Origin of the sequence: Pseudomonas sp. P8_229, from assembly GCF_034008635.1 — a bacterium.
In the GTDB taxonomy this organism is placed as follows: domain Bacteria; phylum Pseudomonadota; class Gammaproteobacteria; order Pseudomonadales; family Pseudomonadaceae; genus Aquipseudomonas.
Window position 1 is genome coordinate 599,905 of record NZ_CP125378.1, and the last position, 18,935, is coordinate 618,839.

Sequence of the window (18,935 nt, forward strand, 5' to 3'; positions counted from 1 at the left end):
AATCGACGTAAAAAAGCCCCGGACGGATGGACCGCCCGAGGCTGGTACTTTCAAAGGTTTTCGAGGTCAGGCCGGACCTTTGGCCTGTTGTTCAAGATGCACCTGCAAATCCGGATCGATCCCCAAGGCAGCCGCCAGTTCATCCAGATAGCTGCGCTCGGCGTCCTGCTGGTCATCCACCAGGATCACACTGACCAGATACATCTCGGCGGCCATGGCCGGGTCACCTTTGGCAGCCTGGGCGACTTCGCTCGCATCCAGCGGTTTCGACACTTCGGCATCAAACCATTGCTGCAATTGCGGATCGTCAGTGTGTTTGCTGATTTCACCACTGATCATCTGCTGTTCGCGGTCATCGATCTGCCCGTCAGCCTTGGCCGCCGCAATCAGCGCCCGCAGCACCGCATGGCTGTGTTCCTCGACCTCTGGCCCGGCCAGCAGATCCGCCGTTTGCGGGATCTGTTGTGGCGCGGCCGAGGCCTGACTGCGTTGCCAGGCCTGATACGCCTGGAACGCCATCATCCCCAGCGACGCCAGTGCCGCATAATTGGTGCCGCCGGAACGGCTTTGCGTACTCCCGCCGCCCAACGCACCGCCGAGCGCACCGCCCAATCCACCGCCGCTACCGCCGCCGAGCAGGCCACCGAGCAAACCGCCCAGCCCACCGGACTGCGCCGCACTGCCGCCGCTACTCGCACCGCCGCCCAACAGGCCGCCGAGCAAGCCGCCCAGCCCATCGAGACCACCACCAGAAGAGGCACCACTGGATTGTCCTGCCGAGGCCTGGCCCCGCAGCAGTTGTTCGAGCAAATCGCGGGTGTTCATGATCTCGTCCTCAGGCATTGGCATTAATTGCGTCAGGCAACGATAGACCGCTACAGCCATCGCGCCAACACCATTTGGCTGACGCCAGCCGAAGATGGCGGATTTCGTCGAGGTATTTTTTGTGCGGCCAGCTAAGATTCAAAGGTGGTGAACCTTATCCCGGCCAAACCGGTCGATAGCTGCAACCCCGACCCGGTTTGCCGGCGCCCTTTGCCCGAGGGTGATAACCGGCTTGCTTCATTTATCTGGAGAACGCCCCTGTGATATCGACCGTACACATCGCCAGGCTCAAAGCATGGGGCGCCCATGGTTTTACCGCGACCGGCGTGGTCACTGCATTTCTGGCAACCCTCGCACTGCTGGAAAACCAGCCGACCCACTGCCTGATGTGGCTGGGCGTGGCGTTGATCGTCGACGGTCTCGACGGCGCGCTGGCGCGCAAGGTCAATGTGCAATCGGTGCTGCCGAGTTTCGACGGATCGATCCTCGACCTGGTGATCGATTACCTGACCTACGTGTTCATCCCGGCGCTGTTCATCTACCGCTATATTCCCCTGCCCGACTACACTTTGCTGCTGACCGTGTCACTGATTCTGGTGTCGTCGCTGTTCTGTTTCTGCAACGTCAACATGAAGAGCAAGGACAACTACTTCGTCGGCTTCCCGGCCGCGTGGAACGTGGTTGCCCTGTGCCTGTACATCATCGGCCCGGGGCCGTGGATCACCTTGTTGACGGTGATCGCTCTGGCACTGCTGACCGTCACCCGAATGAAATTCCTCCACCCGTTCCGCGTGCGCCGGTTCATGCCGATCAACATCGCGGTGACGGCGATCTGGCTGCTGTGCAGCCTGTCGCTGGTGCTCAACCACCCGGTGATCAATCCGCTGGTGATGGGTTTGTGGCTGCTGGCGTCGGCGTACTTCCTGGGGATCTGCATCTGGCGTACGGCGCTGGAGTGGTTTGAGCGGCCGCAGGAGAAATAGACCTGATCGCCATACACAACAACCTGGGAGAGCGGGCTTGCTCGCGAATGTGCTGGGTCAGTAGAAATAACGACTGACTGAACCGACGCTTTCGCGAGCAAGCCCGCTCCCACAGTGGGGTTGCACTGTTCTGAACATTCAGCGTTTGCTGATCACCACCTGCAGATACTCGCTCGGCACCACCAGCGAGCCCTCTCCCGCCCGGTTCGAGCGCTTCAGCAGATCCGCCAGATCGCTCTCCAGCGCCTGCCCGCTTTCCGGCGGCAACGCCGCGAAGGCCTTGTGCACCGGCCCGTACCAGTGGCGGAAAATGTCGATGAAATGTGCCGCCGAGCGATAGCGAAAGTTGAAGGTACGACGCGTGACCTGCAGCAGGAACTCACGTTCGCCAAAGTGGCTGTGCAACCACGCTTCAGTGCCCCAGTTCGACGGCGGCTGGGCCACGGCGGGCGGTGGCACGTGGCGGCTCAGCACCTTGAACATCTGCCCGACGAAACCTTCCGGTGTCCAGTTCGCCAGGCCGACCCGCCCACCCCGCCGACAGACTCGCGCCAATTCCGCCGCTGCGGTGGCCTGATCCGGGGCAAACATCACGCCGAAGGTCGAGAGCACCGCGTCATAGCTCTCATCGGCAAACGGCAACGCTTCGGCATCGGCAACCTGAAAGGTCACATCCAGATGCTCGGCCCGCGCCCGGTCCTGGCCACGCTCCAGCAGCGCCGCCACATAGTCGGTGGACGTCACCAGACAACCACGCCGCGCCGCCGCCAAAGTGGCGTTGCCGTTACCGGCGGCGACATCCAGCACCTCTTCATCGCAGCGCAGGTCGCAGGCTTCGGCAAGGTTTTCGCCGACGATTTGCAGGGTGGTGCCGATCACCGCGTAGTCGCCGCTGGCCCAGGCGACTTTCTGGCGCTCCTTGAGGCCCGTCAGATCAATGGGGGTGCTCATCTATCACGCTCCGCTGCAGTCGGGTTGACGTCATTCAGCCGTGGTCGGATCGATGACCGTCATCACCCGCGCCACATTGTTGGCCGGGAAACCGCCAAGCCTGGCGTGTTCGCGCACCAGCTCTTCGTCAGGCGCGATGTACACGCAATAGATCTTGTCGGCGGTGACATAGCTGTGCAGCCACTGCACTTGCGGCCCGAGTTCGCGCAACACCTGGCAGGAGGTTTGCGACACGGCTTTGAGTTCTTGCTCCGACAGCGTCCCGGCCCCTGGAATCTCGCGTTCAATCACGAATTTCGGCATGGCAACCTCGCGTTCTTTTTATCAGTGACAGGGTCGGCAGTGGCCCTGCTCGCCCACTATCGCGCCGAGGGGCGTCGGCGTCCGCTCCAATCGTCCGAAGAGCCGGTAAAACAAGGGCCGGGCCGATGAATGGCGGGATTTTGTAAAGCCCTCGAAACACTCTCGGGATTGCCATTGCACGGGGCAATCGGCTCTTATGTTTTCCCCTCCTCCGAGAATGGATTCGCGTCATGTCCCTGCGCCTCGAATGGCTCGTCGATCACCCGCAGCACTGCGACACTTACGCCGAGTGGATCCACCGCCAATTCGCCTACGAATACGCCCAGCAACCCTTGACCGAATGGCAACGCGAGTTCGCCGCTGGCCAGAGCAACGGCGACTGGCCGTGCCTGATTGCGCTGGATGGTGACCGACTGCTCGGTGGCGCGGCGCTGGCCCGGGCGGATCTGGCCCTGCGCCCGGATCTTGGCCCGTGGCTGGCGTGCGTGTTTGTCAGCCCGCAGGCACGAGGCCAAGGCTTGGCGGAACGCCTGATCGAAGGCATCAGTCAGTCCGCGAAACAGCGTGGCTTCGCGCGGTTCTATCTGCACACGCAGAACAAACAGGACTACTACGCCAAGCGTGGCTGGACGCTGCTGGAGCGCTTCCACGCCTGGGGCAACGACCAATGGCTCATGGTGCGTGACCTGTGAGCCATTGATGTGTGCGGCCAGCGACTGCCGACGCACAGCGGGATGGAGCACCACATATCCCCTGTGGGAGCGGGCTTGCTCGCGAAGGCGGTGGATGGGTCAATCCATCGGGGGCTGACACACCGCTTTCGCGAGCAAGCCCGCTCCCACATTGGATTTGCGGTGTTCACAAAGCCTGCATCTCGCCCCAGCCCGACTAGACTGACTTATTACCCAGTCGAGGGGGAATGCAGGACGACGTCAGCTGTGCCCTGCCCACTTCTGTGACCACTGCCCTGCGGCCCATGCCTCGACAACGTTTTGCCACCGGACGGTGATCCTGTATCAGGAGCACTCATGATGGACGAATCAAGGCTCAACGCATTCATGGGCAAACTGGTCAACGACATGGGCGGCGCCGCGATGCTGGCGAACGTCATCGTTGGCGAAGAACTCGGGCTGTACCGGGCGATGGCCGACAGTCAGCCGATCACCCCGCAAGCCCTCGCCGAAAAAACCACCTGCAACCCACGACTGGTACGCGAATGGCTCAGCGCCCATGCAGCGTCCGGCTACATGGAACATCACGATGGTCTGTTCCGCCTGCCGGAGGAACAGGCGTTGGCACTGGCCATCGAGGACTCGCCGGTGTACGTCGCCGGCGGGCTCGGCGTGGTGGCATCGTTTTTCCACGACAAGGACAAACTGGTCAAGGCGATGCGCGGCAACGGCGCCCTGCCCTGGGGCGATCACCACCCGTGCATGTTCACCGGCACCGAGCGCTTCTTTCGCCCCGGCTACAAAGGTCACTTGATCGCTGAATGGCTGCCGGCGCTGGACGGCGTGGTAGCCAAACTCGAAGACGGCGCCAAAGTCGCCGACATCGGCTGCGGACACGGCGCCTCGACGGTGATCATGGCCCAGGCGTTTCCCAACTCGCGCTTCGTCGGCTTCGATTACCACGCGCCGTCGATCACCGTCGCCACCCAACGCGCCGAAGAAGGCGGGGTCAGCAGTCGGGCGAAGTTTTTCCAGAACACCGCCAAAAGCTACCCCGGCGGCGACTATGACCTGATCTGCTATTTCGACTGCCTGCACGACATGGGCGACCCGGTCGGCGCTGCCCGGCATGCCTACGAGTCGTTGAAGGACGACGGCACGGTGCTGCTGGTCGAGCCGTTTGCCAACGATACGCTGGACGACAACATCAACCCGGTCGGCCGGTTGTTCTACGCAGCCTCGACCTTTATCTGCACGCCGAACTCGCTGTCTCAGGAAGTCGGCCTCGGTCTCGGTGCGCAGGCCGGTGAAATGCGCTTGCGCAAGGTGTTTGCCGAGGCCGGGTTCAAGCACTTTCGCCGGGCGACGCAAACGCCGTTCAATCTGATTCTGGAGGCGCGCAAGTAAGAGCTGAATCAATCCCGGGCAAGTTGTTTGCCCGGGAAAAGACCCGGACTATTGATCGCCGGGGATATAGCCGTTGACGAACCAATGCTCCTCGCACTTGAACAACACCAGGTCCAGTGTGGTATCACCTGCCTCATTGTCCATGGCTTGCCGGACAACCTCCGGTATATCGCGTTTGCCTTTATGAGGCCACGTTAAAATCAGTGCCGGAACGCCCTGCGAAACGACGATCTCACCTCTGCTTTCCACCGAATCAATTATCTGATGCCACTCCGTCTCACGCGCCTTACGTTTGAAGACCAAACTTCCTCGCGTGGAGAACTGATTCATCGTTAGCACATCGTCTGGATGCTCGGTCCGATTGGAAATTATGCGGTCATATATCCGCTCGGCTTGATCGATGTCGATCAATGCTTTGGCGGTCATACCATCTTTACGTTCAAAGCCTTTGGAATAAGGCGAACGTGCTCCCAGCAGATGATCGAGCTTGCCCCTGGAATCATGTAAGCCATCGCTGACCATACGCGCAGACGCAGTGCCCTTGCATATATCCACCACCGTATCTTCGTCGCAGGAATTGAGGCAGGCTTTCTTGAGCCCCATTTTTTCGATGATATTGGTAGCAATCCTGGTCACCTGTGGTCCGGCGCCGGAGTCATAGGAGTCACCCAGATCGGAATGCGCACCCGGCAAGCGCACAGTGAATACTCGTGGCTGTGGTTCGAGCCCGGAAAAATGACGTGTGAACTGCTCATATTTCGTATCGTCGTCGACTACAGGTGGAAACAGCGTTCGTGTCTCGTTTTTTGCAACCAGATGCAAGGCAAATTCCAAGTTTGGCGGAAACGCCAGATTCAGAAAATAGCTTTGGCCGGTCACCACCGTTTCGATCAGGATGGCTGACGACCAGACGGGCGCCGAAGTTCCCAAAGTTCCTTTTTGGGAGGCTTCGTAAACCTTGTTCAAAAAATGCCGGGCCGTCGCCGCTCCCCGACTGAATCCTACAACGAGCACCTTCACCTCGGTGGCGGAAGGGTTTTGCGCGATGAAACGCTCCAACTGAGCGAGAGCATTGCTGGCCGTGCTGCGGGAGCTAATACCGAAAGCCGCGTCCGGCACACACCACCAGGCGTCAGCACAGCCCGGCCCACGGAGATAGATCTTACGTATCGGTGATCGAGCATCTCGGCTGCCCTCGACCTTGTCGAACAACTGAGCAACCACTGTTTTGGTTTCCCCGGGTGGTACTTGCTCGCGGTCATTGTTGGTGCCGTCGAAGTTCACTACGAAAATGATCGTATTCGGCTTTTGTTCATTGAGTAACGGGATCGACTCGACGAAATATTCGGTTTCCAGAACAGTGGTCAGTTCTTTGATCGACGCTGGGCTGATCGGAACTTCACGGGAGCCTGAAAAAAAACCGCTGCAACCACTCAATGAACCCAGCAAGACCAAAGTGCTGGAAAAACGTGCAGCTAGCGTTAAAAACTTAGGAGACACAATCACCGTCCAAAATTGACGTAAATAAAGTAGGACGCCAGGTCTATGATCAGATCATGCAGGCGTACTCGTGCACTTCCTATCGGCTAGCACTCGGCAAACTGAAATGCTGCCGGCGGTCTGAATTTTTTGGTGAACGCGGAGCGATATCGATGATGCATTCCCCCCAACTGCGCACGCTTGTTGAGCAGATGAGTGATGGCGGCTTTGTGGTGCTGACCGGCGCCGGCATCAGCACGCCCTCCGGCATCCCCGATTACCGCGACAGCGAAGGTGTACGGCGTGGCCGGCAGCCGATGATGTATCAGGAATTTCTCGCTGCGCCCGAATCGCGCCGTCGCTATTGGGCGCGGGCCATGCTCGGCTGGCCAAGAGTGCGTCAGGCGCAGCCGAATGCCGCGCATGTGGCGCTGGCCGAGTTGCAGCGCCAAGGGCGGATCAGCGCCTTGATCACGCAGAACGTCGACACCCTGCACGATCAGGCCGGCAGCCCGGATGTGATCGAACTGCATGGCAGCCTGCACCGGGTGCTGTGCCTGGATTGCGGCCAGCGCAGCACGCGCGACGAGATTCAGCAACGGATGGTCGAGCAGAATCCGTATCTGGCCGGGGTCGATGCGGTACAGGCGCCGGACGGCGATACGCTGCTCGATCCGGCCTTCGAAGCGCGCTTTCAGACGCCGCAGTGCCCCTATTGCGCGGGCGAAAGGATGAAGCCGGACGTGGTGTTCTTCGGCGAGAACGTGGCGCAGCCGACGGCGGCACGAGCGATGGCGGCGGCGGAAAATGCCGCGGGGTTGCTGGTGGTGGGCTCGTCGCTGATGGCCTATTCGGCATTCCGTCTGTGCCGGGTGATCACCGATCGCGGCAAGCCGTTGATGGCGATCAACCTGGGCAAGACCCGGGCGGATGAGTTGCTGGATTTGAAGATCGAAGTGTCATGTGAACAGCTGCTGCCGTTGCTGGCGCAAAGCCTGACCTCCTGACCCCACAATTCCCCTGTGGGAGCGAGCCTGCTCGCGATAGCGAGGATCAGACAATACTGCAGTGACTGACACCGCTAGCGCGAGCAGGCGAAGGCCTACAAAAGTCAGTGCTCGGCCCTGAGGATGTCGAACAGTGCCTGCGCCGCCGCCGACAGTTCATTGCCCGGTTCGGTCAACACACCAATCGCCCGCTCCACCGAGTCATTCAAGGTCAGGCAACAGGCGCCCAGTTCCAGCATCTGCTCGGCGCACAAGGCCGGCACCGCACTGACACCCAGCCCGCTGGCGACCATGCGCCCGACCGTTGCCAGTTGATGGCTTTCGAATTCCACCGGCAGTTTCATACCCCGGGCCTGCAAGTGTTCTTCAAGCATCACCCGCACCGTTGACGGTCGTTGCAGGGTGATGAACGATTCCTGCAGCAAGGTCTGCCAGTCGATCTCGCGGCGCCCGGCCAGCGCTGAATCCTGCGGCACCACCGCAACAAAGCGGTCCATGTACAGCGGGGTGAACGTCAGCGAGGTGTTCTGCATCGGCTCGAACGCCACGCCCAGTTCCACCTGCCGGTCACGAACCATTTCCAGCACTTGCTCGTTGATCACGTCGTTGACCGTAACGTTGACGTTTGGATAACGCGCGCGAAAAGTCTTGAGGATCGGCGGCAGCAGGTTGCCGGCAAACGACGGCATCGCCGCCAGCGTCACCCGCCCGCGTTGCAGGCTGAAGCGCTGGCGCATTTCATCTTCGGCGTTGTCCCAGTCGGCGATCAGGCGCCGGGCCAGCGGCAGCAGCGATTCGCCTTCGGCGGTCAGCGCCACATTACGCGTATTGCGACTGAACAGGCGCCCGCCCAAGCCTTCCTCCAGCGCCTTGATGGTCAGGCTCAAGGCCGATTGCGACAGGTGCAGGCGCTCGCAGGCCACGGCGAAGCTCAGGCTCTGGGCCACGGCGAGAAAGGCGCGGATCTGTTTGATGGTCATACTGAAGCCTCAGGATCTTCGGTGCATCGTGGTACATGATCGTTCCCACGCTCCTGCGTACGCTGCGCGTCACTGGACGCTGCGCGTCTCTAGAGGCATTCCCTCGCGGAGCGTGGGAACGATCAAAGCAGCACGCCATAACGCGACTATTGAGTTTTATCTATCAATCAACCTTAAAAATCAACTTAACAAATATATCCTCCAGCGAGACACTCCAGTCATTCGGCTAGCCAGCCGCCCGACAAACAATAAAAGAGGTGCATATGGCAGGTTTCGACAAGCGCGTGAGTTCCTACGAGGAAGCCTTGGCCGGGCTTGAAGACGGCATGACCGTGATTGCCGGCGGCTTCGGCCTGTGCGGCATCCCGGAAAACCTGATCGCCGAGATCAAGCGCAAAGGCACCCGCGACCTCACCGTCGTATCCAACAACTGCGGCGTCGACGGTTTCGGCCTCGGCGTGCTGCTGACCGACCGCCAGATCAGCAAAGTAATCGCCTCCTACGTCGGCGAAAACAAACTGTTCGAAGAGCAACTGCTCAAGGGCGACATCGAAGTCATCCTGACCCCGCAAGGCACCCTCGCCGAGAAGATGCGCGCCGGCGGCGCCGGTATCCCGGCCTTCTTCACCGCCACCGGCGTCGGCACCCCGGTCGCCGAAGGCAAGGAAGTGCGTGAATTCAAAGGTCGCAAGTACCTGATGGAAGAATCCATCACCGGCGACTTCGCCATCGTCAAAGGCTGGAAAGCCGACCACTTCGGCAACGTCATCTACCGTCACACCGCGCAGAACTTCAACCCGCTGGCCGCCACCGCCGGCAAGATCACCGTGGTCGAAGTCGAAGAAATCGTCGAACCCGGCGAGTTGGATCCGTCGCAGATCCACACCCCCGGCATCTACGTCGACCGGGTCATTTGCGGCACGTTCGAAAAACGCATCGAACAGCGCACCATCCGCAAATAACCCAAGCCCAGACGGAGAACAACAACATGGCACTTTCCCGCGAACAAATGGCTCAGCGCGTCGCCCGCGAAATGCAGGACGGCTTCTACGTGAACCTCGGTATCGGCATTCCGACCCTGGTTGCCAACTACATTCCCGAAGGCATGGAAGTCATGCTGCAATCGGAAAACGGCCTGCTCGGCATGGGCCCGTTTCCGACCGAAGAAACCATTGATGCCGACATGATCAACGCCGGCAAACAAACCGTGACCGCACGCATCGGCGCGTCGATCTTCAACTCCGCCGAATCCTTCGCGATGATCCGAGGTGGTCATGTCGACCTGACCGTGCTGGGCGCGTTCGAAGTCGACGTCGAAGGCAATATCGCCTCGTGGATGATCCCCGGCAAACTGGTCAAGGGCATGGGCGGCGCCATGGATCTGGTGGCCGGTGCCGACAACATCATCGTGATCATGACCCACGCCTCCAAGGACGGTGAGTCCAAGCTGCTGTCCAGATGCAGCCTGCCGCTGACTGGCGCCGGTTGCATCAAGCGCGTGCTGACCGACCTCGCCTATCTGGAAATCGAAAATGGCGCTTTTGTCCTGAAGGAACGCGCACCTGGCGTCAGCGTCGAGGAAATCGTCGCCAAAACCGCTGGTAAACTGATCGTCCCGGATCACGTACCGGAAATGCAGTTCGCTGCCCAGTGAGGAATTCGAAAATGCAAGACGTCGTAATTGTTGCCGCCACGCGTACCGCGATCGGCAGTTTCCAGGGTTCGCTGGCCAGCGTGTCCGCCGTGGATCTGGGCGCGGCGGTGATCCGCCAGTTGCTCGAACAAACCGGTCTGGACGGTGCGCAGGTCGATGAAGTGATCATGGGCCAGGTGCTGACCGCCGGCGCCGGCCAGAACCCGGCGCGTCAGGCCGCGATCAAGGCTGGCCTGCCTCACGCCGTACCAGCGATGACCCTGAACAAAGTCTGCGGTTCGGGCCTCAAGGCCCTGCACCTCGGCGCACAGGCGATTCGTTGCGGCGACGCCGAGGTGATCATCGCCGGTGGTCAGGAGAACATGAGCCTGTCCAACTATGTGATGCCGGGCGCTCGCACCGGTCTGCGCATGGGCCACGCACAAATCGTCGACACCATGATCAGCGATGGCCTGTGGGATGCGTTCAACGATTACCACATGGGCATCACCGCCGAGAATCTGGTCGACAAGTACGAGATCAGCCGCGAACAGCAGGACGCCTTCGCTGCCGCGTCGCAGCAGAAAGCAGCCGCCGCGATTGAGGCGGGACGTTTTGTCGATGAAATCACCCCGATCCTGATCCCGCAGCGCAAAGGCGATCCGGTCGCGTTCAAGGTTGATGAGCAGCCACGTGGCGACACCACGGCCGAATCGTTGGCCAAGCTGCGTCCAGCGTTCAAAAAGGACGGCAGCGTCACCGCTGGCAACGCCTCGTCGCTGAACGACGGCGCCGCTGCGGTGATCCTGATGAGCGCCGAGAAAGCCAAAGCGCTGGGGCTGCCGGTGCTGGCGAAAATCGCCGCTTACGCCAACGCAGGCGTGGACCCGGCGATCATGGGCATCGGACCGGTCTCGGCCACCCGTCGCTGCCTCGACAAGGCGGGATGGAACATCGGCCAACTGGACCTGATCGAAGCCAACGAAGCCTTCGCCGCGCAATCGCTGGCGGTGGCCAAGGATCTGCAATGGGATCTGGACAAGGTCAACGTCAACGGCGGCGCCATCGCCCTCGGTCACCCGATCGGTGCGTCGGGTTGCCGGGTGCTGGTGACCCTGCTGCACGAAATGCTCAAGCGTGATGCGAAGAAAGGTCTGGCGACCTTGTGCATCGGCGGTGGTCAGGGTGTAGCGCTGGCGCTGGAACGCGCTTAAACATCGAGTTCAACGGCGGGCGGTGGATCCACGACATCCGCTGCTCGCTGGCAACAAAAAACCCGGTGCGACTTGCGTTGCACCGGGTCTTTTTTTGTCCATTGAAATCTGCAGTGAATGTTCTGATGCCATCGCGAGCAGGCTCACGCCTACAGGGGAATACATTCCAAAGTGGGAGCGGGCTTGCTCACGAAGGCGTCAGCCCATCCAACAACCATGTCGCCTGACCCACCGCTATCGCGAGCAGGCTCACTCCTACAATGGTCCAGCGGCAAGCTCATACGCCACAAAACACTCAGTCACACCGCCATCTGCAGAATCAACCAGGCATTCGCCCCACTGATCACCGCAAACAAGCCCCAGGCCAACACTCGGGTCGGCAGCCGGTTCACAAACGGCCCCATCAGTTGCTTGTCACTGGTCATGCGGATCAGCGGGTACAGCGCAAAAGGCAACTGCAGGCTCAACACCACCTGACTCAACACCAGCAACTTGCCCACCGCGTTGTCGCCCATCAGCCACACGCCGATGAACGCCGGAATCAGCGCCAGCCCGCGAGTGATCAAGCGCCGCTGCCAGCAGGGAATCCGCAGGTTCAGATAGCCTTCCATGATCACCTGCCCGGCGATGGTTCCGGTGAAGGTCGAGCTCTGCCCCGAGGCCAGCAACGCCACGCCGAACAGCACACTCGCCAGCGCGCCGCCCACCAGCGGATCGAGCAGGTGATAGGCATCCTGAATGTCGACCACGTCGGTATGCCCGGACTGGTGAAACGCCGCAGCCGCCAGAATCAGGATCGCCGCGTTGACCAGCAGCGCCAGTGCCAGCGAACCGATGGTGTCGATGCGCGCCAGGTTCACCGCGTCCTGCTTGCTCGCCAGGTCCTTGCCGATCATCCGCGTCTGCACGATCGAGGTGTGCAGGTAGAGGTTATGCGGCATCACCGTCGCACCGAGAATGCCAATCGCCAGGTACAACGGCGCAGCATCGCTGATCGCCGAGAACGACGGTTTGAAGCCGGCGAACACGTCCGGCCAGTAGGGTTTGATCAGCACCAGTTCGACGAAGAAACACACACCGATGGTCGCCACCAGTACCAGCATGATCGCTTCCAATCGGCGAAAGCCTCTGTTTTGCAGGGCCAGCACCAGCAGCGTGTCGAAGGCCGTCAGGGCAATGCCGAAGGTCAGCGAACAGCCGAGCAACAAGTGAAACGCCAGCGCGCAACCGAGCACTTCGGCGAGGTCGGTGGCGATGATCGAGATTTCCGCCAGCACCCATTGCAGGCGCGCGGTCGGGGTGCTGTAGCGTTCGCGGGACAATTGCGCCAGATCGCGCCCGGTGGCGATGCCCAGACGCGAACACAGGCACTGCACGACCATCCCCGCCAGACTCGCCAGCAACACCACAAACAGCAGGCTGTAACCAAAACGCGAGCCGGCCTCGATGGCGGTCGCCCAGTTGCCCGGATCCATGTAGCCGATCGACACCAGCAAGCCAGGACCGGCGAAGCGCAGTGCGCGTTTGAAAAACGAAGCGCGGGGATCGACTTCCACGCTGCCGGCGACTTCCGGCGGGCAGAACGGCGCGGTGGCGATTTTGGGCAAGCTGAATTTCACGCACACATCCAGAAACAAGTTCGAAAGGTGCAGCTTAGACGTTTCAGCCAACGCCTTGAAGGCTACGAGCCGCTGAAGGTTACCGATTCATGCCCAACAGTTGCTCGCGCAACTCGGGACTGCGGGTGCGCGGATCAAGCCAGATGTTGAAAAACGCCCGGGCAAACTGCGGATCATCGATTTCATGCTGCAACTGCTGCCCGACAAAAAACCGTGCGCCCTGCCCCGGCAGGTACACGCCGGTGATCCGCGTGCCGGCCTGCACGTCGACAAACGACTGCTGCATCTGCGCTTGCCACGCGGCCAGTTGCGCCGGGCTGACACTGGCACCGCCCAGGCGTTTGATTTCATCGACGCTGGCCTGCACCAGATCATCACGCGAGACATGCCGCCGATAGATCAACTCCAGGGCAAACGGCTGCTCGGTCGACAGCGGCCGCGCGGCGCTCCACATCCGGGCGTTGTACACGTCGAAACCGAACACACTGAAATCCCCGGTGCCGATGACCTGCGCACCCGGCACGGCGTCCTGCCAGTTGGCCCAGGTCGGGGTCAGCAACAAGGCCCACAAACCGATGCCACAGCAACCACGCAACACCTTGGGCGTTCTGTTCATCGCGGCATCGACTCCGGTAAACCCTGATACTCAGAGCATAGTCGGCGATCGACGTCGGCATGTTGTATACAATTTTTGTAGCGCAACGCAGCAATCGGCGAGCGGCAATGCTAACGTGGCCCTCTCTCACCCGACGGAGCCTCCCGTGTGCTGATGCTCAAACTGCTGCTGATCCCCGGTTTTCTGCTGCTGATTTCTCTCGCCGGTAAACGTTGGGGGCCGAGCGTGGCCGGTTGGCTGTCGGGGCTGCCGGTGGTGGTCGGGCCGATTCTGTTTTTCCTCGCCATCGAACAGGGGCCGCAGTTTGCTGCGCAATCGGCGGTTGCGGCGCTGTCGGCGATGTTCGCCATGATCACCTTCTGCATCACCTACGCGCAGGTGGCGCAGCGAGCGAACTGGCCGTTGGCGCTGACGGTTTCACTGGCGGTGTGGGCGGTGCTGGCGCTGGTGTTGTCGCTGATTCCGTCGTCACTGACGTTCTCGATCGCTGCGGCGGCGATTGCCCTGCTCGCCGCACCGTACCTGTTCCCCGACGTGCAGCCGGTGCTGAACGGCCCGGCGCCGAAGTCGGATAAACTGATCTGGCGGATGCTTGCCGGGGCAGCGCTGACGCTGCTGGTGACGATGCTCGCCAGTACCGTGGGCGAGCGCTGGAGCGGTCTGCTCGCGGTGTTCCCGGTGCTTGGCAGCGTGATGGCGGTGTTCTCTCAGCAGACTCGTGGCCCGGCGTTTACCGCGGCATTGCTGCGGGCGACGGCGACCGGCATGTACTCGTTTTCGGCGTTTTGCCTGGTGCTGGCTGTGGCATTGCCATCCTTGGGCTGGTGGGGATTCATGCTCGGCGTTTTGATCTCGCTGGGCATGCTGCTGATCACCAAGCGGCTGGTATTGCATGCCAACAGCAGAACCACACTCGCTCAAGAGTAGGTGATGTCCGAAGCCTACTCCCGGACATCTAGCCTGTCTGCGCTGCACAGTTACTTGAAGCTGAGCATTTGTGGAACGGAAGACGAGATGTTGGGTGGCAGCTTATCGCAGGTAAACGCTACACATACTTCGACGTTGCCGCGGGGATAAGCACCGGATTTCTGTACATTCGTAATCTCATTGCGAGCGCCATGGTCATACGCCCCACATTGAGCCACTGCAAAAGCCGTCCATCCACCACTGCCCTTGTAATAAAAAGTCACGTCGCCGAATCTGCCGCGACCGTCATCCGGGCCACGTCCCGTTGCTTCAAATTTTTCAGGGCCGCCCCACTCCGAGCCGGCGGTGTATTTCATGGTGATATTTTCAAATTTACCTGCGGCCATTTTTCAGACTCCTGTTTACCCGCCGAAGTGACGGGCCTGCATCAGGTTTTTATCGACCTCCCTTTCGCAAAACACCTGTCAGAAATACCAGTCACGACAAACGGTACTTTCAGGTTGGACAGGTGATTTGCGGATAAGCCGCGCTGGAATGCCAGGCATGCTCCGTGTGATCATCGCCGCCCTGGCGCACCATCCCTCGGAGATTCACATGTCATTGCTCAGCAAAAAAGCCGTCGTCCTGTTGCTGGCGGCGGTCGCCGGTCTCGGCGCCATCAATGCCCAGGCGGCCAAGGCCAAGGAAAAAGCCCCGACCAACAGCGTGTCGATGCTTGACGGCAAGTTCACCTTCGTCCTGCCCAAAGGCTTCACCGCCGACCCACTGCCTGCTGGCCCGACCGGCGCCAAGGGCACGATGTACACCAATCAGGCGACCAAGACCGTGGTCATCGCGGCGCAAAACCAGATCGCCGGTGGCGCCAGCGTCAAGGACAACGACAATGAATTTCTCGACGGCAGCCTGGCGAGTTTCATCGATGACCAGCGCAAGGCTTTGCCGGACTTCAACAAGCTCACCGAAAAGAGTCTGACTCAGAAAAGCAGCGGCCTCGGTGTGCGTCAGGTCGACAGCACCGCCACTCAGGGTGGCGGCCAGACTCTCAATACCACCCTGCTCGCGGCGTCGGGCAAACGCATGGCGCTGGTCCAGGTGATTTCCCGGGCCAACGACAAGAGCGGTCACGATGCGCTGGTGAAAACCATCCTCAAGGACAAGTGATCCTCACGGATTGAGCTGCTGCAGCCAGGCGTTCAAGTCCCGCAGTTCGGCCGCACTGATGCTGTGGCCAATGCCGGGATAGGCGTGAAACTCGGGGGTGTAGGCGAGTTTTTGCAGCAGCGCATTGGCCTCGGTGCCGTCGCGGTACGGCACCCGATCATCGGCGGTGCCGTGGCCGATGAAGATGTGCAGCGGCAGCGGTTGCTGCTGCGCCTTGAGCTCGCCCTTCAACACCGGCAACAGGCGTCCGCTCAACGCCGCGATGCCGCCGACCGCCACGGGCGGACGCAAGCCCACCTCGTAGGTCATCATCGCGCCCTGGCTGAAGCCGATCAGGTACACCTTGTCCGGGCTGGCGTGATATTTCTTCGCCGCCTGCGCGACAAACGCCCGCAGTTTCTGGCCGCTGGCCTGCAGATCATCGGTCTCACCGTTGTAGGCCCCTTCGCCTTTCTTGCGAAACCACTGGAAACGCCCCTCGCCCAACGCCAGCGGCGCCTGTACCGACAGGTAGTTGTATTGCGCCGGGAGCTGGAACTTCATGCCGATCAGGTCAGCTTCGTTACTGCCGTAACCGTGCAGGAAAATCACCAGCGGCCGGGTGTCCGCGTCCGGGTGAACCTGTTCGATGTACTTCAGTGGCAGGTCGCTTTGCAGCGTGGTTTGCGCGTGGACGGCGCTGGACGCCAGGAGGGTTAACAGGGCTAACGCCTTCAACATAAAGCCTTCCTTCACGGGGTGTCGGGTTCATTGATGAGCCTAACATTCTGCCGTCAGGATCCAAATGTTGAAGGTGCTGCCGATGGCCCCTTCGCGAGCAGGCTCGCTCCCACAAGGGAACGCCTTTCAAGGTGGGAGCGAGCCTGCTCGCGAAGGGGTTCGCCGCAGATCCATCAGTCGTTGATCAGCTTGCCCACCCGAATCGGCTCACGCCCGGCCACCTTGGCCTGCCAGATCCCCGGCTGGGTATACCGTCCGCGATCAATCGCAAACAACACCCCGCTGGTGCCGGCGCACACGGTGCTGAGGCGGTCATTCAATGGGTCCACCACTTCGAACAGCGCATCACCCTTCTCGACCCATTCCCCGGCATTGCGCAGGAAGCTGACCACGCCATGGTGCGGGGCGAACAGGTATTCGGTGCCTTCGAACGGCATGCCTTCGCAACACTCCTGCGGCGCCGCCGGCCATTCGCCGCTGATGAATCCCTGTTCGGCGAGAAAGCCGAGAATCGCTGCGCAATTGGCCTGGGCCTGATCGACCCGGGTGTCGCCCATGCTGCCCAGTTCCAGAGTGGTGGCGAGGTTGGCCGGGGGAATCGCCGCGCTCGGGAACGTCTGCGCCAGACGCAACCACGGCGACGAACACGATTCGTCGAACGAACTGCCGCCAGAGTCTTCGCACAGCAATGCGACGCCAGCCTTCAATCGAGCCGCCAGCGATTGCCAGCGCGGCCAGTGTTGCGGCAGCGCGTAGAGGTGGATCGCCGCATCGAAATCGCAATGCAGATCGAGGGTGATGTCGGCATCGCAGGCGTGGCGCAACAGCAAGCGGTGCAGCGCTTCGAGCTGCGAGGCCGGGGCTGGCAACTCATCAAGCACCTGGCCCATGGTCTGGCGGATCAGCGCAATGTTGGCCTCGGCATCGCTGCCCAGCCGCGTGCCGATCCGCGCTGCGACCGGTGCGCTGAGTTCGACGAATGCGCGGTTGAAATTCTTGCCGCTGCCCAGTTCGAAGCGGCCCATGTGGCTGCCTTGCAGGTGCTGGTCGAGGCCGATCGGGTTAGCCACCGGCACCAGCTCGATCACCCCTAGCAGGCGGCCCTGCTGTTCCAGCTCGGCAAGGCGTTGTTTGAGTTCCCACGCAGTGCGCATGCCCGGCAGCTCGTCGGCGTGCAGGCTGGCCTGGATGTACACCTTGCGGCTGCCCGCGCCGTAACGAAATACGCTGAGGGAGCGTTCGCTGCCCAAGTGGCTCCAGGGCAGAACATGGTCGATGCGTTGCATGAGAAAACTCCTGAATGGCTGGATCACGCAGACCCTTGTAGGAGTGAGCCTGCTCGCGATAGCGGTGCGTCAGGCGCTAAGCGGCTGAATGTTAAACCGCTATCGCGAGCAGGCTCACTCCAAGGTTCTCATTTGAATCAGGGCACAAAAAAGTGGCCACCGTCTGCACGGGACCACTTTTTTCTACGGCGTATTAATGGCCGTACACGTCAAAGTCGAAGTACTTGTCCTGGACTTTCTTGTACTCGCCATTGGCGCGTATTTCGGTGATGGCCTTGTTGAGTTTCTCGGCCAGCGCGGTATCGCCCTTGCGCACTGCAATGCCGGCGCCGCCGCCGAAATACTTGGCGTCTTCGTAGGTCGGGCCGACGAATTCGAAGCCTTTGCCGACGTCGGTTTTCAGGAAGCCGTCGCTCAGGTTGACCGAGTCGGCCAGCATCGCGTCAAGACGGCCGGACTTCATGTCGAGGTTGGCTTCCTGTTGCGAGCCGTAACGCACCACTTCAAACCCGGCGTCCTTGGCCATGTCGGTGGCGTAGCGGTCGTGGGTACTGGCGCGCAGCACACCGACTTTCTTGCCCTTGAGCTCGGTCAGCGGGTCTTTGACACCGGAGCCTTCCTTCATCACGAAGCGCGCCGGGGTGTGGTAGTACTTGATAGAGAAATCGACGTTCTTCTTGCGGTCTTCAGTGATGGTCATCGAGGACAGGATCGCGTCGATCTTCTTCACTTTCAGTGCCGGGATCAGGCCATCGAACTCCTGCTCGACCCACACGCATTTGACGTCCATCTGCTTGCACAGCGCATCGCCGATGTCGACGTCGAACCCGGTGAGTTTGCCGTCAGCGGTTTTCATCGAGAATGGCGGGTAAGCGGCTTCGATCCCGAGGCGGATCGGCTTGGCGTCTTCGGCCACAGCGGTCAGGGACAACATCGACAGTGCCAGGGCACCGAACATCACTAGCTTCTTCATTTATTACTCCTGTGTGCGGAGGCTTTTATTGGCAGCTTTCGATTGGCGTTCGGTCATGGCCATTTAGCAGCAAAAACCGAAGTGGCCGGCAGTCTATGGCGGCGCGCACAGGGCAAATTGTGTTTAAGCGACAAATATTTACAGAAAATCGGCGCGCGCGCTGACCGGAATCAACGGTGC

The 18,935-nt window shown here is 60.9% G+C and carries 20 protein-coding genes; 9 read left to right on the forward strand and 11 right to left on the reverse strand.

Features of this window, described 5'->3' with window-relative positions; genetic code table 11:
- Positions 1-66: 66 nt before the first annotated feature.
- Positions 67-825, reverse strand: a complete 759-nt coding sequence (locus QMK55_RS02525; RefSeq protein ID WP_320328600.1) for a tellurite resistance TerB family protein — start codon at positions 823-825, stop codon at positions 67-69.
- A gap of 260 nt (positions 826-1,085) precedes the next feature.
- Here QMK55_RS02525 and pcsA point away from each other — a divergent pair, with 260 nt between their 5' ends.
- Positions 1,086-1,808, forward strand: a complete 723-nt coding sequence (pcsA, locus tag QMK55_RS02530) for a phosphatidylcholine synthase (protein ID WP_102358259.1) — start codon at positions 1,086-1,088, stop codon at positions 1,806-1,808.
- Between the two features lie 138 nt (positions 1,809-1,946).
- Here pcsA and QMK55_RS02535 read toward each other — a convergent pair whose 3' ends face one another.
- Together QMK55_RS02535 and QMK55_RS02540 are read right to left on the reverse strand one after the other, a co-directional pair.
- Positions 1,947-2,759, reverse strand: a complete 813-nt coding sequence (locus QMK55_RS02535) for a class I SAM-dependent methyltransferase (protein ID WP_320328601.1) — start codon at positions 2,757-2,759, stop codon at positions 1,947-1,949.
- Positions 2,760-2,789: 30 nt separating this feature from the next.
- Positions 2,790-3,062, reverse strand: a complete 273-nt coding sequence (locus QMK55_RS02540) for a DUF4242 domain-containing protein (RefSeq protein WP_102358263.1) — start codon at positions 3,060-3,062, stop codon at positions 2,790-2,792.
- A gap of 230 nt (positions 3,063-3,292) precedes the next feature.
- Between QMK55_RS02540 and QMK55_RS02545 the strand changes: the two genes are divergently transcribed.
- Entirely contained in the window at positions 3,293-3,754 is a 462-nt protein-coding gene (locus QMK55_RS02545; protein WP_320328602.1) for a GNAT family N-acetyltransferase, read from the forward strand.
- Between the two features lie 339 nt (positions 3,755-4,093).
- Positions 4,094-5,140 (forward strand): class I SAM-dependent methyltransferase, encoded by a 1,047-nt coding sequence (locus tag QMK55_RS02550; protein WP_102358276.1) that lies wholly within the window; start codon positions 4,094-4,096, stop codon positions 5,138-5,140.
- Between the two features lie 48 nt (positions 5,141-5,188).
- Here QMK55_RS02550 and QMK55_RS02555 read toward each other — a convergent pair whose 3' ends face one another.
- Positions 5,189-6,640: a phospholipase effector Tle1 domain-containing protein gene (locus tag QMK55_RS02555; RefSeq protein ID WP_320328603.1), complete on the reverse strand. Its 1,452-nt coding sequence runs from the start codon at positions 6,638-6,640 to the stop codon at positions 5,189-5,191.
- A gap of 152 nt (positions 6,641-6,792) precedes the next feature.
- On the opposite strand from QMK55_RS02555, the gene QMK55_RS02560 reads away from it, so the two are divergent.
- Positions 6,793-7,626, forward strand: a complete 834-nt coding sequence (locus tag QMK55_RS02560) for an NAD-dependent protein deacetylase (RefSeq protein ID WP_102358270.1) — start codon at positions 6,793-6,795, stop codon at positions 7,624-7,626.
- 104 nt (positions 7,627-7,730) lie between these two features.
- On the opposite strand, the gene QMK55_RS02565 is transcribed toward QMK55_RS02560, so the two are convergent.
- Positions 7,731-8,606 (reverse strand): LysR family transcriptional regulator, encoded by an 876-nt coding sequence (locus QMK55_RS02565; RefSeq protein WP_102358271.1) that lies wholly within the window; start codon positions 8,604-8,606, stop codon positions 7,731-7,733.
- 263 nt (positions 8,607-8,869) lie between these two features.
- On the opposite strand from QMK55_RS02565, the gene QMK55_RS02570 reads away from it, so the two are divergent.
- From QMK55_RS02570 to QMK55_RS02580, 3 genes are read left to right on the forward strand one after another with little or no spacing between them, the layout of a single operon-like run.
- Complete coding sequence (locus QMK55_RS02570; RefSeq protein ID WP_016983257.1) at positions 8,870-9,568, forward strand: CoA transferase subunit A; 699 nt, start codon at positions 8,870-8,872, stop codon at positions 9,566-9,568.
- Between the two features lie 26 nt (positions 9,569-9,594).
- On the forward strand, positions 9,595-10,260 hold the full coding sequence (locus QMK55_RS02575) for a CoA transferase subunit B (RefSeq protein WP_102358272.1): 666 nt from the start codon (positions 9,595-9,597) through the stop codon (positions 10,258-10,260).
- Between the two features lie 11 nt (positions 10,261-10,271).
- The gene (locus tag QMK55_RS02580) at positions 10,272-11,453 is read left to right on the forward strand and encodes an acetyl-CoA C-acetyltransferase (RefSeq protein WP_320328604.1); all 1,182 of its coding nucleotides are present in this window, start codon (positions 10,272-10,274) and stop codon (positions 11,451-11,453) included.
- 299 nt (positions 11,454-11,752) lie between these two features.
- Here QMK55_RS02580 and QMK55_RS02585 read toward each other — a convergent pair whose 3' ends face one another.
- Positions 11,753-13,072 (reverse strand): Nramp family divalent metal transporter, encoded by a 1,320-nt coding sequence (locus tag QMK55_RS02585; protein ID WP_102358712.1) that lies wholly within the window; start codon positions 13,070-13,072, stop codon positions 11,753-11,755.
- Positions 13,073-13,151: 79 nt separating this feature from the next.
- Positions 13,152-13,688, reverse strand: coding sequence for a chalcone isomerase family protein (locus QMK55_RS02590; protein WP_102358713.1), 537 nt, complete (start codon positions 13,686-13,688; stop codon positions 13,152-13,154).
- A 147-nt stretch (positions 13,689-13,835) separates the two neighbouring features.
- On the opposite strand from QMK55_RS02590, the gene QMK55_RS02595 reads away from it, so the two are divergent.
- Entirely contained in the window at positions 13,836-14,615 is a 780-nt protein-coding gene (locus QMK55_RS02595) for a hypothetical protein (protein ID WP_320328605.1), read from the forward strand.
- A gap of 50 nt (positions 14,616-14,665) precedes the next feature.
- On the opposite strand, the gene QMK55_RS02600 is transcribed toward QMK55_RS02595, so the two are convergent.
- Positions 14,666-15,001 (reverse strand): hypothetical protein, encoded by a 336-nt coding sequence (locus tag QMK55_RS02600; protein ID WP_320328606.1) that lies wholly within the window; start codon positions 14,999-15,001, stop codon positions 14,666-14,668.
- Positions 15,002-15,209: 208 nt separating this feature from the next.
- Here QMK55_RS02600 and QMK55_RS02605 point away from each other — a divergent pair, with 208 nt between their 5' ends.
- Positions 15,210-15,776: a hypothetical protein gene (locus tag QMK55_RS02605; RefSeq protein ID WP_102358715.1), complete on the forward strand. Its 567-nt coding sequence runs from the start codon at positions 15,210-15,212 to the stop codon at positions 15,774-15,776.
- Between the two features lie 3 nt (positions 15,777-15,779).
- Here the strand turns inward: QMK55_RS02605 and QMK55_RS02610 are convergent, their stop codons facing one another.
- From QMK55_RS02610 to QMK55_RS02620, 3 genes are all read right to left on the reverse strand, one after another.
- Positions 15,780-16,496: an alpha/beta hydrolase gene (locus QMK55_RS02610; RefSeq protein WP_320328607.1), complete on the reverse strand. Its 717-nt coding sequence runs from the start codon at positions 16,494-16,496 to the stop codon at positions 15,780-15,782.
- Between the two features lie 173 nt (positions 16,497-16,669).
- The gene (locus tag QMK55_RS02615; RefSeq protein WP_102358717.1) at positions 16,670-17,782 is read right to left on the reverse strand and encodes a succinylglutamate desuccinylase/aspartoacylase family protein; all 1,113 of its coding nucleotides are present in this window, start codon (positions 17,780-17,782) and stop codon (positions 16,670-16,672) included.
- Between the two features lie 193 nt (positions 17,783-17,975).
- Positions 17,976-18,755 (reverse strand): ABC transporter substrate-binding protein, encoded by a 780-nt coding sequence (locus QMK55_RS02620; protein WP_320328608.1) that lies wholly within the window; start codon positions 18,753-18,755, stop codon positions 17,976-17,978.
- Between the last annotated feature and the right edge of the window lie 180 nt (positions 18,756-18,935).

What these genes read in the sequence shown, in the direction of transcription:
- QMK55_RS02590 (WP_102358713.1), bottom strand. Translation starts at nt 13,688, where the DNA reads ATGAACAGAACGCCCAAGGTGTTGCGTGGTTGCTGTGGCATCGGTTTG.
- QMK55_RS02545 (WP_320328602.1), top strand. Translation starts at nt 3,293, where the DNA reads ATGTCCCTGCGCCTCGAATGGCTCGTCGATCACCCGCAGCACTGCGAC.
- QMK55_RS02620 (WP_320328608.1), bottom strand. Translation starts at nt 18,755, where the DNA reads ATGAAGAAGCTAGTGATGTTCGGTGCCCTGGCACTGTCGATGTTGTCC.
- QMK55_RS02525 (WP_320328600.1), bottom strand. Translation starts at nt 825, where the DNA reads ATGAACACCCGCGATTTGCTCGAACAACTGCTGCGGGGCCAGGCCTCG.
- QMK55_RS02560 (WP_102358270.1), top strand. Translation starts at nt 6,793, where the DNA reads ATGATGCATTCCCCCCAACTGCGCACGCTTGTTGAGCAGATGAGTGAT.
- QMK55_RS02540 (WP_102358263.1), bottom strand. Translation starts at nt 3,062, where the DNA reads ATGCCGAAATTCGTGATTGAACGCGAGATTCCAGGGGCCGGGACGCTG.
- QMK55_RS02565 (WP_102358271.1), bottom strand. Translation starts at nt 8,606, where the DNA reads ATGACCATCAAACAGATCCGCGCCTTTCTCGCCGTGGCCCAGAGCCTG.
- QMK55_RS02600 (WP_320328606.1), bottom strand. Translation starts at nt 15,001, where the DNA reads ATGGCCGCAGGTAAATTTGAAAATATCACCATGAAATACACCGCCGGC.
- QMK55_RS02575 (WP_102358272.1), top strand. Translation starts at nt 9,595, where the DNA reads ATGGCACTTTCCCGCGAACAAATGGCTCAGCGCGTCGCCCGCGAAATG.
- QMK55_RS02550 (WP_102358276.1), top strand. Translation starts at nt 4,094, where the DNA reads ATGGACGAATCAAGGCTCAACGCATTCATGGGCAAACTGGTCAACGAC.
- QMK55_RS02570 (WP_016983257.1), top strand. Translation starts at nt 8,870, where the DNA reads ATGGCAGGTTTCGACAAGCGCGTGAGTTCCTACGAGGAAGCCTTGGCC.
- QMK55_RS02535 (WP_320328601.1), bottom strand. Translation starts at nt 2,759, where the DNA reads ATGAGCACCCCCATTGATCTGACGGGCCTCAAGGAGCGCCAGAAAGTC.
- QMK55_RS02615 (WP_102358717.1), bottom strand. Translation starts at nt 17,782, where the DNA reads ATGCAACGCATCGACCATGTTCTGCCCTGGAGCCACTTGGGCAGCGAA.
- QMK55_RS02610 (WP_320328607.1), bottom strand. Translation starts at nt 16,496, where the DNA reads ATGTTGAAGGCGTTAGCCCTGTTAACCCTCCTGGCGTCCAGCGCCGTC.
- QMK55_RS02580 (WP_320328604.1), top strand. Translation starts at nt 10,272, where the DNA reads ATGCAAGACGTCGTAATTGTTGCCGCCACGCGTACCGCGATCGGCAGT.
- QMK55_RS02605 (WP_102358715.1), top strand. Translation starts at nt 15,210, where the DNA reads ATGTCATTGCTCAGCAAAAAAGCCGTCGTCCTGTTGCTGGCGGCGGTC.